Below are 13,488 nucleotides of genomic sequence, written 5' to 3' on the forward strand. Positions count from 1 at the left end.
CGGCTTTTTTATTGAGTAAACATCGTGAATACACTCGAACACACCATCGGCAATACCCCGCTGGTCAAACTTCAGCGTCTCGGACCGGACAACGGCAGCGAAATCTGGGTCAAACTCGAAGGCAATAATCCGGCCGGTTCGGTGAAAGATCGCGCTGCGCTGTCGATGATCGTCGAAGCGGAAAAGCGCGGCGAAATTCAGCCCGGCGACGTGCTGATCGAAGCGACCAGCGGCAACACCGGTATCGCGCTGGCGATGATCGCCGCGCTGAAAGGCTACCGGATGAAGCTGCTGATGCCCGACAACATGAGCCAGGAGCGCCGGGCCGCGATGCGCGCCTACGGCGCCGAGCTGATCCTGGTCACTAAAGAGCAGGGGATGGAGGGGGCTCGCGACCTGGCCCTCGAGATGGCTCAGCGCGGAGAGGGCAAACTGCTCGATCAGTTTAACAACCCGGACAACCCCTACGCCCATTACACCACCACCGGGCCGGAAATCTGGCAGCAGACCGCAGGGCGTATCACCCACTTTGTCTCCAGTATGGGGACCACCGGCACCATTACCGGCGTGTCACGATTTCTGCGCGAACAGAGTAAACCGGTGACCATCGTCGGCCTGCAGCCGGAGGAGGGCAGCAGTATTCCCGGGATCCGCCGCTGGCCGGCAGAGTATATGCCGGGGATCTTTAACGCTTCGCTGGTGGATGCGGTGCTGGATATTCATCAGCAGGATGCCGAGAACACCATGCGTCAGCTGGCGGTGCGGGAAGGCATTTTCTGCGGCGTCAGCTCTGGCGGCGCGGTAGCCGGGGCGTTACGTATCGCCCGCGAAAATCCAGGCGCGGTGGTGGTGGCGATCGTCTGCGATCGCGGCGATCGCTACCTCTCCACCGGCGTGTTCGGCGAGGAACACTTTAGCCAGGGAGCGGGTATTTAATCATCGAGCAGGTCGGTGCCGTAGGAGTTATCGACCGTGCACAACCAGCGCTCCCCCTGCTTCTGAAAGACATAGGTTGCGCGTCGCGTAACCTGTGTTATCCCCTGTGCCGTCGGGATATCCAGCCGGGTCTCCATTATCACCAGCGCATTGCCGCCGCCCTCAATGACCTCCATTTTCCCCTGGGTCACTATCAGCCGGTGCTGGAAATAGTCGGCAATGGCGATAAACGCTTTGCGGATATTCTCTTTCCCTCTGACCACCATGCCCGGTTTGACGACCAGCGCGGCGTCTTCCGCGTAATAGCCCATCAGGGTATCGTAATCTTCCTGCGAGATAGCGCGGTCGCAGGCTTCGATGACTGCTTTTAGGGTCAGGTCAATGTGATGCATCTCTGGTGCTCCTTATTGTGAGCGATGTGTCCGCCACCGTGAGCGTTTCATCCGCTTCGACGATCCGGGCATGCAGGTAAGACTACGCCTGTTTTCGTTTATTTTTACAGTAACTTGTCGGCAGTAGCTACCACTCCCCGATGCGTTCGACGCACTGCCTGCGTCAGGGAGCGTCTAAGACCAGGGCTATATCGGCCGCCAGGCGGGCAATCTCATCGTCATTCAGGCGGCCCAGCGACAGGCGTAGCCCGTGGGAGGGCGTACGAATGCCAAACACCTCCCCCTCGCGGACCAGCCAGCCGGCGCGGGCCAGCCGTAAGGCGTAGGGCTGGCTCGCCGTTGGCAGCGGCAGCCAGAAATTAAGGCCGTCGCCAGGCGTAGCATGGCTGTAGCCGTGCCGGGCCAGCGCTGCCGCCAGTTTCTCATTCTGCTGGCGATAGTGACGGCGGGTCTCCGTCATCGAGGCGATAAACGCCTCATCGGTGAGACAGGCCAGCGTCAGATCCTGCAGCAGATGGCTGACCCACTGGCTGCCGGCGTTAAGCCGCAGGCGCAGCGCCGAGGAGGTGTCGATATCGCTGGCGATAAAGGCCAGCCGCAGGTCGGGCCCGAGGGTTTTTGACATCGAACGCACCACCGCCCAGCGCTGGGTGCTCGCGGGCAGAGGAGAAAACCAGGGCGTAGCCGACAGCAGGGCAAAATGGTCATCGACGATCGCCAGCACCTGCGGATAGCGGGCCAGCACCTCCCGCAGGGCATGCGCTCGGGTTTCCGTCAAGCTACAGCCGGTAGGATTGTGCGCGCGTGGGGTTAAGATCACCGCCCGCGCGCCGTTGCGTAACGCCTCCTCCAGCCCGACAGGATCCATCCCCTCGGCATCCACCGCCACCGGGCAGGGGGTAAAGCCAGCGTAACGCACCATATTGATGCTGCTAAGAAAACAGGGTTCTTCAACCACCACGCCGTCGCCGGGGAGCAGCAAGGCGCACAGCAGACGCTCCAGCGCGTCAATCGCCCCGCTGGCGAGGTTCAGGGCAAAGGGAACGGTTATCTCCCCGGAAAACCATGCCTCAGCCCATTCGCCAAGCCGCGGCTCGATGGGGGCATCGCCATACAGGTGGGGCGTGCGGGCAATTTGGCCCAGATAGCGTGCTAAATCAGGCAGCCTGGCGGGATCCGGATTGCCGCTGGAGAGATCGTTCAGCGGCGTCGTGGGGTCACCGCCCTCCAGCGCCGGCAGCGGATCCCGTGCTTTGATGGCCGTGCCGTTTCGTCCCTGGCTCACGGCCAGACCAGATGTCACCAGCCGTTTATAGGCGGCGGCGACGGTATTGCGATTCACCGCCAGCTGGCTGGCGAGCTCGCGTACCGGCGGCAGAACCTCTCCGGGCTGCAAGCCACCGCTCTGCACCAGATGGCGGATATGATCGAAGATATCGCTGGCGGTTTTTCCGGCAAACATTATTGACCTATGACAAAATGAAATTTAGCATAGGACGAATCATAATCAGAGCGTGACCCGCTGTCCAGCGGGGGGAGAAAAGATGGGCCAGCAAGATGACATACAATCAGTGCTCTTTCACGACAAAAGCCGGGCGTCGGAAGTCGATATCGTCGCCGTGCAGTCGCAGGTAGTTTACGGCAGCGTCGGCAACAGCATCGCGGTACCGGCGATTAAACAGCACGGTTTGCGCGTGCTGGCGGTGCCGACGGTGCTGTTCAGCAATACGCCCCATTATGAGACGTTCTATGGCGGCATTATCCCGGAGGAGTGGTTTGTCGGGTACCTGCAGGCGCTTGAGGAGCGCGACGCGTTGCGCGAACTGCGTGCGGTGACCACCGGCTATATGGGCAACGCCGTGCAAATTGAACGCCTGGCGCAGTGGCTGACGCGGGTCCGCGACCGCCATCCCGATCTCTGTATTCTGGTGGATCCGGTGATTGGCGATGTCGACAGCGGCATCTACGTCAAGGCCGAGATCCCGGAAGCCTATCGTCAGCACCTGCTGCCGCTGGCGCAAGGGATCACCCCTAATCTGTTTGAGCTGGAGACGCTGAGCGGCCGGCGCTGTCGCAATCAGCAGGAGGCGGTCGCCGCGGCGCGAAGCCTGCTGTCGGACAGTCTCAAGTGGGTGGTGATCACCAGCGCGCCAGGAGAGGCCGCTTCGACAATCAATGTGCTGGTGGTGACGGCCGATGCAGTGCAGGTGGTGGTTCACCCGCGGGTGGAGACGGACTTGAAGGGTACCGGCGATCTGTTTTGCGCTGAGCTGGTGAGCGGGTTGCTTTCGGGCCTGGCGCTGGGGGCAGCGACGGAAGCAGCCGCCCAGCGCGTGCTGGAGGTGATGAACTGGACTGCCGCGCAGGGGTGTGACGAACTGATCCTGCCGCCGCTGGAGCAACAGAGATGAAAAGCTATCGGTTAGTGATCCGTCAGCAGGGACGCATTGTTGGTCATTTTGATACCACAGGGGAGGCGGCGCTGGAGGATGCCTGCGTGGCGCGGTCGCTGTTCGGCCTGGCCGGTGGATATCAGTGCGAACTGCTGGTCTCTGACGGCGAGCGGCGCATTCTGGAGAGCACCCCGGAAGGATTGCGTCTCTTATCTCGCGAAAAATGCTATCAGCCGGTGACCCACGCGATATAAAAAAATGGCGCCTTTCGGCGCCATTTCTATGCAGCAATCATTACTTCTTGATGCGGATTACCGGGGTTTCACCCACGGTCACGCTACCGGACAGTTTGATCAGCTCTTTGATCTCGTCCATGTTGGAGATAACCACCGGAGTCAGGGTAGACTTGGCTTTCTCTTCCAGCAGCGGCAGATCGAATTCGATAACCGGGTCGCCGACTTTCACGCGCTGGCCTTCTTCAGCGATACGCTTGAAGCCTTCGCCTTTCAGTTCAACGGTATCAATACCGAAGTGAACGAACAGCTCGATGCCGCTATCAGATTCAATAGAGAACGCATGGTTGGTTTCGAAAATTTTACCAATGGTACCGTCTACCGGCGCGACCATTTTGTTGCCGGTCGGTTTGATGGCAATCCCATCGCCCACAATTTTTTCCGCAAAAACCACATCCGGCACGTCTTCAATGTTGACGATCTCACCGGAGAGGGGAGCAACAATCTCAATAGTTCCGGTGTCTTTCTTGTCATCAGAAACCAGAGATTTCAATTTATCAAACAAACCCATGATCTTCTCCTAAGCAGTAATTTGGGCCGCGCATCTCGTGGATTAGCAGATTGTTTTTTCTTCAATGAACTTGTTAACCAGCGTCATTAACTCGTCCGTTGTCGGTTGAGCAAGAGCCTGCTCTGCTAATACTTTCGCATCTTCGAAGTTCGTGTTACGAATAATCTTCTTGATGCGCGGGATGGAAATGGCGCTCATAGAGAATTCGTCCAGCCCCATACCCAGCAACAGAAGTGTAGCACGTTCATCGCCCGCAAGCTCACCGCACATGCCAGTCCATTTACCTTCAGCGTGAGAAGCATCAATAACTTGCTTAATCAGATTCAGTACAGACGGTGACATCGGCTGGTAAAGATGTGAAATCATATCATTACCACGGTCAACTGCCAGAGTATATTGCGTTAAATCATTGGTGCCGATACTAAAGAAATCAACTTCTTTGGCCAGATGACGAGCAATGGTCGCCGCAGCCGGTGTTTCCACCATCACGCCGATCTCAATGGATTCGTCAAATGCTTTACCTTCGTCACGCAGTTCCTGTTTGTAGATTTCGATCTCTTTCTTCAGCGCACGCACTTCTTCAACAGAGATGATCATCGGGAACATAATGCGCAGCTTACCGAAAGCGGAGGCACGCAGGATGGCGCGAACCTGATCGCGGAGGATCTCTTTACGATCCATGGCGATACGCACGGCACGCCAGCCGAGGAACGGGTTCTCTTCTTTCGGGAAGTTCATGTACGGCAGCTCTTTGTCGCCGCCGATGTCCATGGTACGCACGATAACGGCCTGAGAGCCACAGGCTTCAGCCACCGCTTTATAAGCCGCAAACTGCTCTTCTTCGGTTGGCAGCGCGTCGCGATCCATGAACAGGAATTCAGTACGATACAGGCCTACGCCTTCGGCGCCGTTGCGCTCAGCACCTTCGACGTCGCGAACGGTACCGATGTTGGCGCATACTTCAACCTGATGACCGTCGAGAGTAATCGCCGGCAGATCTTTCAGTTTCGCCAGTTCGGCTTTTTCTTCCGCAACCTGAGCCTGCAGATTACGCAGCGCTTCAATTTGCTCGTTAGACGGGTTGATCAGAACCTGGTTGTTCACCGCGTCGAGAATCAGATAGTCGCCGTTTTTCACCTGCGCCGTGATGCTGCCGGTGCCCACGATGGCCGGCAGTTCCAGGGAACGCGCCATGATGGAGGTGTGGGAGGTACGGCCGCCCGCGTCGGTGATGAAACCCAGCACTTTTTTCAGGTTCAGCTGTGCGGTTTCAGACGGGGTCAGATCGGCGGCGACGAGGATGACTTCATCCTGAATCGCGCTCAGATCGATGATAGCCAGACCAAGGATGTTGCGCAGCAGGCGCTTACCGATATCACGTACGTCAGCCGCACGTTCTTTCAGGTATTCATCGTCCAGCTCTTCCAGGGCAGTGGCCTGACCGTCGATAACTTCATTGGCTGCCGCGTCGGCAGTCATGTGCTTATCTTTAATCAGGGCTATGATTTCCTGCTCAAGCTCCTCATCTTCCAGCAGCATAATATGCCCTTCGAAGATGGCTTCTTTTTCTTCACCGAAAGTTTCACCAGCTTTGGTTTTGATGACCTCCAGCTGGGCGGAGGCCTTGGCGCGGCCGCTCAGGAAACGTTCGACTTCCTGATCAACCTTATCGGCAGAAATTTTCTTCCGGTCGATGACAATTTCATCTTCCTTCAGCAGCAGTGCTTTGCCGAAGGCGATACCCGGGGATGCTAAAATGCCTGAAATCATAACCCTACCTTACTTGTGACTGATATGAAAAAGAACCCGTGAACTTACTCGAGTTCAGCCATCAGTTTAACCAGATGCTCAACAGCTTTCTGCTCATCTTCGCCTTCCGCGGAGAGGGTCACTACGGTGCCCTGGGTCAGGCCCAGAGTCTGCAGTTTGAACAGGCTTTTGGCGCTGGCGCTTTTGCCGTTGGAGGTTACAGTGATCTCAGAAGTGAAGCCTTTAGCTTCTTTAACAAACTGAGCAGCAGGGCGGGTGTGCAGACCGTTCGGAGCGGTAATGGTAACTTCTTGCTGGAACATTATATTTCCCCAACTTATAGGTTTAGTGTTGTGGACCTAAAGTCTAGTCTAACGACTCGACTTTAGCCTGTATTGTTAGCGCCGGCGTTACGTTTCCGGCCTTGGCGTCGGCAGCGCCTGGCGCTGCGAAGACCTGCGGGCCATTGACGTCTAGCACGTCATTAAACATTATGCCGCGAAAGGAAGACTTGAACCAAATCATAAAATCGATTCAGCTGGCGGAAATCCTCTTCTGAATAATTTCGCGCATCAAAATAAATGTGCTGGTTAAATACCAGACCCTACGGGGTGAATCAATGCCAGGAGGGGTAAAACTTTGACGTATGCCACAAAAAAGCACCTGAAAAGGTGCTTTTTTACACATTATTTACAAGCTGGCACTACTGTTGCAGTTCTTTCTCGGTGAAGAGATCGGCAAACAGCGCGGTGCTTAAATAACGCTCACCCGAGGAAGGCAGGATAACCACAATATTCTTATTGGTAAAGGCCTCATCTTCCTGCAGCTTCAGCGCCGCGGCAACGGCGGCCCCGGAAGAGATACCCGCCAGGATGCCTTCTTCTTCCATCAGGCGGCGTGCGGTGGAGATCGCTTCATCATTGGTGATGCCGATTACTTTGTCTACCAGCTTCAGATCCAGGTTGCCAGGAATGAAGCCGGCGCCGATGCCCTGAATTTTGTGCGGGCCCGGCTTGAGCTCTTCCCCCGCCAGCGCCTGGGAGATGACCGGCGAATCGGTCGGTTCAACCGCGACGGTGATCAGATCTTTTTTGCCCTTGGTGTTTTTAATGTAGCGGCTGACGCCGGTCAGCGTACCGCCGGTACCGACGCCGGAGATGAAGACATCCACCTGACCGTCGGTGTCTTCCCAGATTTCCGGGCCGGTGGTCTTTTCGTGGATTTCCGGGTTAGCCGGGTTGCTGAACTGCTGCAGCAGCAGGAATTTTTCCGGGTTGCTGGCGACAATCTCTTCCGCCTTCTGAATGGCGCCTTTCATGCCTTTGGCGCCTTCGGTCAGCACCAGGTTGGCGCCCAGCGCTTTCAGAAGCTTACGACGCTCAATGCTCATGGTTTCCGGCATGGTTAGCGTTAGCTTGTAGCCGCGTGCCGCCGCCACGTAGGCGAGGGCGATACCGGTGTTGCCGCTGGTCGGTTCGACCAGTTCCACGCCAGGTTTCAGCACGCCGCGCTTTTCAGCATCCCAGATCATATTGGCGCCGATACGGCATTTTACGCTAAAGCTCGGGTTACGAGATTCTACCTTTGCCAGGATACGACCGTTACCAATGCGGTTCAGTCGTACCAGCGGCGTATGACCGATAGTCAGGGAGTTGTCTTCAAAAATCTTACTCATGGCCCGTCCTTAACTGTATGAAATTTGGGGGTACGGCATCAGCATACCCGCTTAAAGAATATGCGGAAGTAAGGATTTAGCATATCTATATGCGTAAGGGAAATAATGATGAGCAAGAAGGAATAAGCGGAGATATAAGGAGCGGCGCTCGCCGCTCCCCGGGGGAGGTGTGACGACTACTTCCAGCTGGCGTGTCTGTCGCGATAGCAATCGACCCACATGGCGGTGGCGCCGCAGATAGCCACCGGGAGGATCACCAGGTTTAACACCGGGATCATGGTGAACAGGCTGGTGAGCGCGCCAAACTGCATATTCATCACCTTGCGGCTGCGCAGCGCTTCGCGCATGGTCCTGAAGGGGACCTTGTGGTTATCGAAGGGGTAATCGCAGTATTGAATCGCCAGCATCCATGCGCTGAACAGGAACCAGAGTACCGGAGCCACCGTCTGGCCAACGCCGGGTATAAAGTAGAGCAGCAGCAGCACGATGGCGCGGGGCAGGTACCATGCCAGCTTCTGCCACTCACGCTTCATGATGCGTGGAATATCCTTCATGATGCCAAAGACGCCGACGTCCGGCGGGGTGGCGCCAGTCAGACGCGCTTCCAGCTGTTCCGCCAGCAGGCCGCTGAACGGGGCGGCAATCCAGTTGGCAATAGTAGAAAAGAAGTAGCCAAACACCAGCAGGATCGACAGCACCACCACCGGCCACAGCAGGTAGTTCAGCCACTGCAGCCAGTCAGGTACATGGCTCATCAGCGAAGGGATCCAGCTGTCGAGACGGGTAAACAGCCACCAAAAAGCACCGCCCATCAGCAGCACGTTAACCAGTAAAGGCAGGAAGACATAACGACGTATGCCCGGCAGCCCGATGAGTTTCCAGCCCTGCGAAAAATAGTGTACGCCGCTACGCGGGGTCGGTGCGGATGATGAAACCATAGCCAGGCATTGCTCCTTTTTTAACATCCAGTGTGAATGCTCGCTTATTTTATCGGGTCGTCAGACAATAACCAGTTAGGAAATGTTCGAAAAAACAGCAAAAAGCACGATTTAGTTCATCTTTATGTGGTGAAAGCGACCGACGCACTTGCACTTGAGGTAATCGGCAAATACTCTTAGTGAGTAAATGTTTGCCGTGGTGGCAAGGTGTTAGAACAACAGAGAATATAATGATGCAGGATTTGCGTCTGATATTAATCATTGTTGGCGCGATCGCCATAATCGCTTTACTGGTACATGGTTTCTGGACCAGCCGTAAAGAACGTTCTTCGATGTTTCGCGATCGCCCACTGAAACGTATGAAGTCGCGCGACGATGAGTCGGAAAACGACGACTTTGATGATAATGTTGAAGGCGTAGGTGAAGTCCGCGTTCATCCGGTGACTCACGCTCCGCACGGCGCGCATGGGGAGCATGAAGCCCCTCGTCAGGCGCCGCAGCACCAGTACCAGCCGCCTTACGAGCGCCAGATGCAGCAGCCTGTGCGTCCTGAGGAACCGGTTCGTCAGGCGCCGCCGCCGCGCCAGGCCCCGGTACAACCGCAGGGACAACCGTCTGCGCCGCATGCGGCTCCGCAGCCGGGCTGGCAACAGCCGCAACCCGCGCAGCCGCCCGTGCAACCGCAACACCAGCCGCAGCCTGTTGTGCAACAGCCTGTCGCGCCGCAGCCGGTGACCCCGACCGTCGCCCAGCCGCAGCCGGCCGCTCCGCAGCAGCCTGCGCCACAGCCTGTTGCCGCGCCGCAGCCCGCGGTGGCTGAACCGCAGCCGACAGAGCCGCAGCAGCCTGCAGCGCCGCAGCCGAAAGAGCGTAAAGAGACGGTCATCGTGATGAACGTCGCCGCGCACCATGGCGCGCAGCTTAACGGCGAGGTGCTTATCAATAGCATCCAGCAGGCCGGCTTCAAGTTTGGTGAAATGAATATTTTCCACCGCCATCTGAGCCCGGACGGCAGCGGCCCGGTGCTATTCAGCCTGGCCAACATGGTGAAGCCGGGGACCTTCAATCCGGACAGCATGGCGGATATGATGACCCCTGGGGTGACTATCTTTATGCAGGTCCCTTCCTACGGTGATGAACTGCAGAACTTCAAGCTGATGCTGCAGTCTGCGCAGTATATCGCCGATGAAGTGGGCGGCGTGGTGCTTGACGATCAGCGTCGCATGATGACGCCGCAAAAACTGCGTGAATACCAAGATCGTATTCGCGAAGTGAAAGACGCGAACGCCTGACGTCCCGCGTTATCTCAACTCCTTCTCAACCCCCGCCTGTCGGGGGTTTTTTATCATTGATGGTGTGATATGGAACCGATCGAACAACAACTGACTGAACTGCGAACCACGCTTCGCCATCATGAATACCTGTACCACGTTATGGACGCGCCGGAAGTGCCCGATGCGGAGTATGACCGGCTGATGCGCGAGCTGCGCGAGCTGGAGAGCCAGCATCCGGAGCTGATTACCCCGGATTCGCCGACTCAGCGCGTGGGGGCGGCGCCACTGACCGCCTTCAGCCAGATCCGCCATGAAGTGCCGATGCTGTCACTGGACAACGTGTTTGACGAAGAGAGCTTTCTGGCCTTCAACAAGCGGGTGCAGGATCGCCTGAAAAGCACTGACCCGCTCATCTACTGCTGCGAGCTGAAGCTCGACGGTCTCGCGGTGAGCATTCTCTACGAAAACGGCGTGCTGGTGCAGGCGGCGACCCGCGGCGACGGCACCACCGGCGAGGATATTACCTCTAACGTGCGAACCATCCGCACCATCCCGCTCAGGCTGCATGGCGATAATATCCCCGCACGCCTGGAGGTGCGCGGGGAAGTGTTCCTCCCACAGGCTGGGTTCGAAAAAATCAATGAAGAAGCTCGCCGCACCGGCGGAAAAGTGTTTGCTAACCCGCGCAATGCGGCGGCGGGCTCGTTGCGCCAGCTGGACCCGCGCATCACCGCGAAGCGACCGCTTACTTTCTTCTGCTACGGCGTTGGGGTGCTGGAGGGCGGTGAGCTGCCGGCCAGCCACTCGGCCCGTTTACAGCAGTTCAAAGCATGGGGATTACCGGTGAGCGATCGCGTCACTCTTTGCCATACCCCCGAGGAAGTGCTCACTTACTATCGTAAAGTCGAGGAAGATCGTCCCCATCTGGGCTTTGACATTGATGGCGTGGTGATCAAAGTCGATTCGCTGGCGCTGCAGGAACAGCTGGGTTTCGTCGCCCGCGCGCCGCGCTGGGCCGTGGCCTTTAAGTTCCCGGCCCAGGAGCAGATGACTTTCGTCCGGGACGTGGAGTTCCAGGTGGGTCGCACCGGGGCGATTACGCCGGTGGCGCGCCTGGAGCCGGTCCATGTCGCCGGCGTGCTGGTGAGTAATGCCACTTTGCATAACGCCGATGAGATTGAACGCTTAGGCTTGAAAATCGGCGACAAGGTGGTGATTCGCCGGGCAGGCGACGTGATCCCTCAGGTGGTCAACGTGGTGCTTTCCGAACGTCCGGCAGATGCCCGGGATGTTGAATTCCCGACCCACTGCCCGGTTTGTCAGTCCGACGTTGAGCGAGTGGAAGGCGAGGCGGTAGCCCGCTGTACCGGCGGCCTGATCTGCGGCGCGCAGCGCAAAGAGTCGCTCAAGCACTTTGTCTCCCGTCGCGCGCTGGACGTTGACGGCATGGGCGATAAGATCATCGACCAGCTGGTGGAGAAAGAGTACGTCCATACCCCGGCGGATCTGTTCCGGCTGACCGCAGGGAAACTGACCGGGCTGGATAGGATGGGGCCGAAGTCCGCGCAAAACGTGGTCAACGCTCTCGAGAAAGCCAAAGAGACAACCTTCGCGCGTTTCCTCTACGCCTTGGGCATTCGCGAGGTAGGAGAAGCCACGGCGGCAGGCCTGGCTGCGCATTTTGGCACCCTCGAAGCCCTGGAGCAGGCTTCCATTGAGGAGCTGCAGAAGGTCCCTGATGTCGGCATCGTCGTCGCCACCCATACTTTCAACTTCTTTGCCGAAGAGAGCAACCGCGATGTCATCGCGCAGCTGCTGGCGGAAGGGGTTCACTGGCCGGCGCCGGTGGTGGTGAAGGCGGAAGAGATTGACAGCCCGTTTGCAGGCAAAACCGTCGTCCTGACCGGCAGCCTCAGTCAGTTGTCGCGGGATGATGCCAAAGCGCGTCTGGTGGCGCTGGGGGCGAAGGTGGCGGGCAGCGTGTCGAAGAAAACCGATCTGGTGATTGCAGGCGAAGCGGCGGGTTCTAAGCTGGCGAAAGCGCAGGAGCTCGGCATCGAGGTGATTGACGAAGCCGAAATGATGCGCCTGTTGGGAGAATAACGTGGATAAAGCGCAGCTGGTCGAGATCGCCAATACCGAGATGCCGTTCGGTAAATACAAGGGGCGTCGTTTAATCGATGTCCCGGAGGAGTATTTATTGTGGTTCGCGCGCAAGGATCAATTCCCTGCCGGCCATCTCGGCGAGCTGATGGCGCTGACCCTGCTGATTAAAAGCGAGGGGCTGAGCGATCTGGTCCAGCCCCTGAAGAAAGCGCGTTAGGCTTTGGCGGCGTTAGTTTTTTCCTGAGCGAGACGCGCATCGGTTTGCCGTTTATAGCGCCGCGCCAGCACCGCGCAGACCATCAGCTGGATTTGATGGAAGATCATCAGCGGCAGCACCATGATGCCGAGGATGGAGGTCGGGAAGAGAATATTGGCCATCGGGATGCCGTTGGCCAGGCTCTTTTTCGAACCGCAGAAGACGATGGTAATTTCATCAGCTTTGTTAAAGCCGCAGCGGCGGGCGACGAACACGTTGACCGCGATGACGATGGCCAGCAGCACCAGGCTGACTACCACGATAAACAGCAGCGATCCCAGGCCCACTTTATGCCAGATCCCGTTCACCACCGCCTCGCTAAAGGCGGAGTAGACCACCAGCAGAATCGAGGTCTGGTCGGTCTTACCAATCCACTTCTTATGCTTCGCCACCCAGTTGCCGATCCACGGCCGCGATAAATGGCCGAGCACGAAAGGCAACAGCAGCTGCAGCATGATCTTTCCGACCTGCTCGAGGCTACCGCCTGCGCCGTGAAGGTTCATCAGGACCCCCACCAGCAGTGGTGAAACAAAGATGCCCAACAGGCTGGAGGCCGAAGCTGAGCAGACCGCCGCCGCGACGTTGCCTCCGGCCAGCGAGGTGAAGGCGATGGCGGATTGCACGGTGGCCGGCAGAATGCACAAATAAATAAAGCCGCTGTAGAGCATCGGATCGACCTTCACCGGCGCCCACCAGGCAAACAGAACCCCCAGCACCGGGAAGAGGATAAAGGTGCTGCACATCACCCACAGATGCAAACGCCAGTGGCTGCCGCCGGCGATAATTGCCTCCCGGGAGAGTTTGGCGCCATGCATAAAGAACAGCAGGGCGATGGCGGCGGTGGTGAGATGTTCAAAGAAGGGGACGAAAGCGCCACGGGCCGGGAAGAATGAGGCCAACAGGACAACGGTGACCAGGGTTGCCGTAAACGGATCGAGAATGCGGAAAAGTTTCATAAACGCTCC

General features: G+C 57.7%; 14 protein-coding genes. 6 read left to right on the forward strand and 8 right to left on the reverse strand.

Annotated elements, in window-relative coordinates; genetic code table 11:
* Positions 1-24 precede the first annotated feature (24 nt).
* Positions 25-936 (forward strand): cysteine synthase CysM, encoded by a 912-nt coding sequence (gene cysM, locus ACLH1I_RS00630; RefSeq protein WP_004201992.1) that lies wholly within the window; start codon positions 25-27, stop codon positions 934-936.
* On the opposite strand, the gene ACLH1I_RS00635 is transcribed toward cysM, so the two are convergent.
* Together ACLH1I_RS00635 and ptsJ are read right to left on the reverse strand one after the other, a co-directional pair.
* Positions 933-1,328, reverse strand: a complete 396-nt coding sequence (locus tag ACLH1I_RS00635) for a YybH family protein (protein ID WP_004201993.1) — start codon at positions 1,326-1,328, stop codon at positions 933-935. The two genes, cysM and ACLH1I_RS00635, sit on opposite strands and share 4 nt — an antisense overlap.
* A gap of 163 nt (positions 1,329-1,491) precedes the next feature.
* Complete coding sequence (ptsJ, locus tag ACLH1I_RS00640; RefSeq protein WP_069135918.1) at positions 1,492-2,790, reverse strand: transcriptional regulator PtsJ; 1,299 nt, start codon at positions 2,788-2,790, stop codon at positions 1,492-1,494.
* An 82-nt stretch (positions 2,791-2,872) separates the two neighbouring features.
* Here ptsJ and pdxK point away from each other — a divergent pair, with 82 nt between their 5' ends.
* Together pdxK and ACLH1I_RS00650 are read left to right on the forward strand one after the other, a co-directional pair.
* Entirely contained in the window at positions 2,873-3,739 is an 867-nt protein-coding gene (pdxK, locus tag ACLH1I_RS00645; protein WP_017900459.1) for a pyridoxine/pyridoxal/pyridoxamine kinase, read from the forward strand.
* Positions 3,736-3,975, forward strand: a complete 240-nt coding sequence (locus ACLH1I_RS00650; RefSeq protein ID WP_017900460.1) for a hypothetical protein — start codon at positions 3,736-3,738, stop codon at positions 3,973-3,975. The genes pdxK and ACLH1I_RS00650 overlap by 4 nt, the downstream gene beginning before the upstream one ends.
* 40 nt (positions 3,976-4,015) lie before the next feature.
* On the opposite strand, the gene crr is transcribed toward ACLH1I_RS00650, so the two are convergent.
* The 5 genes from crr to cysZ all read right to left on the reverse strand — a co-directional run bounded on the left by crr (position 4,016) and on the right by cysZ (position 8,887).
* Positions 4,016-4,525, reverse strand: coding sequence for a PTS glucose transporter subunit IIA (crr, locus tag ACLH1I_RS00655; protein WP_000522253.1), 510 nt, complete (start codon positions 4,523-4,525; stop codon positions 4,016-4,018).
* A gap of 42 nt (positions 4,526-4,567) precedes the next feature.
* On the reverse strand, positions 4,568-6,295 hold the full coding sequence (ptsI, locus tag ACLH1I_RS00660) for a phosphoenolpyruvate-protein phosphotransferase PtsI (protein WP_004201998.1): 1,728 nt from the start codon (positions 6,293-6,295) through the stop codon (positions 4,568-4,570).
* 44 nt (positions 6,296-6,339) lie between these two features.
* Positions 6,340-6,597 carry a phosphocarrier protein Hpr gene (ptsH, locus tag ACLH1I_RS00665; protein ID WP_002913505.1) on the reverse strand — a complete coding sequence of 86 codons (258 nt, stop codon included), beginning with the start codon at positions 6,595-6,597 and terminating at the stop codon, positions 6,340-6,342.
* A 380-nt stretch (positions 6,598-6,977) separates the two neighbouring features.
* Complete coding sequence (gene cysK, locus ACLH1I_RS00670) at positions 6,978-7,949, reverse strand: cysteine synthase A (protein ID WP_004202001.1); 972 nt, start codon at positions 7,947-7,949, stop codon at positions 6,978-6,980.
* Between the two features lie 176 nt (positions 7,950-8,125).
* Positions 8,126-8,887, reverse strand: coding sequence for a sulfate transporter CysZ (gene cysZ / locus ACLH1I_RS00675; RefSeq protein ID WP_017900461.1), 762 nt, complete (start codon positions 8,885-8,887; stop codon positions 8,126-8,128).
* A gap of 230 nt (positions 8,888-9,117) precedes the next feature.
* Between cysZ and zipA the strand changes: the two genes are divergently transcribed.
* From zipA to ACLH1I_RS00690, 3 genes are all read left to right on the forward strand, one after another.
* The gene (zipA, locus tag ACLH1I_RS00680) at positions 9,118-10,179 is read left to right on the forward strand and encodes a cell division protein ZipA (protein WP_004202003.1); all 1,062 of its coding nucleotides are present in this window, start codon (positions 9,118-9,120) and stop codon (positions 10,177-10,179) included.
* Positions 10,180-10,248: 69 nt separating this feature from the next.
* A complete protein-coding gene (gene ligA, locus ACLH1I_RS00685) occupies positions 10,249-12,264 on the forward strand; it encodes an NAD-dependent DNA ligase LigA (RefSeq protein WP_032453683.1) in 2,016 nt (671 codons plus the stop codon).
* Between the two features lies 1 nt (position 12,265).
* Positions 12,266-12,484 carry a DUF3820 family protein gene (locus ACLH1I_RS00690; protein ID WP_004202007.1) on the forward strand — a complete coding sequence of 73 codons (219 nt, stop codon included), beginning with the start codon at positions 12,266-12,268 and terminating at the stop codon, positions 12,482-12,484.
* Here the strand turns inward: ACLH1I_RS00690 and ACLH1I_RS00695 are convergent.
* Entirely contained in the window at positions 12,481-13,479 is a 999-nt protein-coding gene (locus ACLH1I_RS00695) for a bile acid:sodium symporter family protein (protein ID WP_004202009.1), read from the reverse strand. The two genes, ACLH1I_RS00690 and ACLH1I_RS00695, sit on opposite strands and share 4 nt — an antisense overlap.
* Between the last annotated feature and the right edge of the window lie 9 nt (positions 13,480-13,488).

The sequence above is a fragment of the Klebsiella sp. 1SOBk10mer genome (assembly GCF_046602535.1).
Lineage (GTDB): Bacteria > Pseudomonadota > Gammaproteobacteria > Enterobacterales > Enterobacteriaceae > Klebsiella > Klebsiella quasipneumoniae.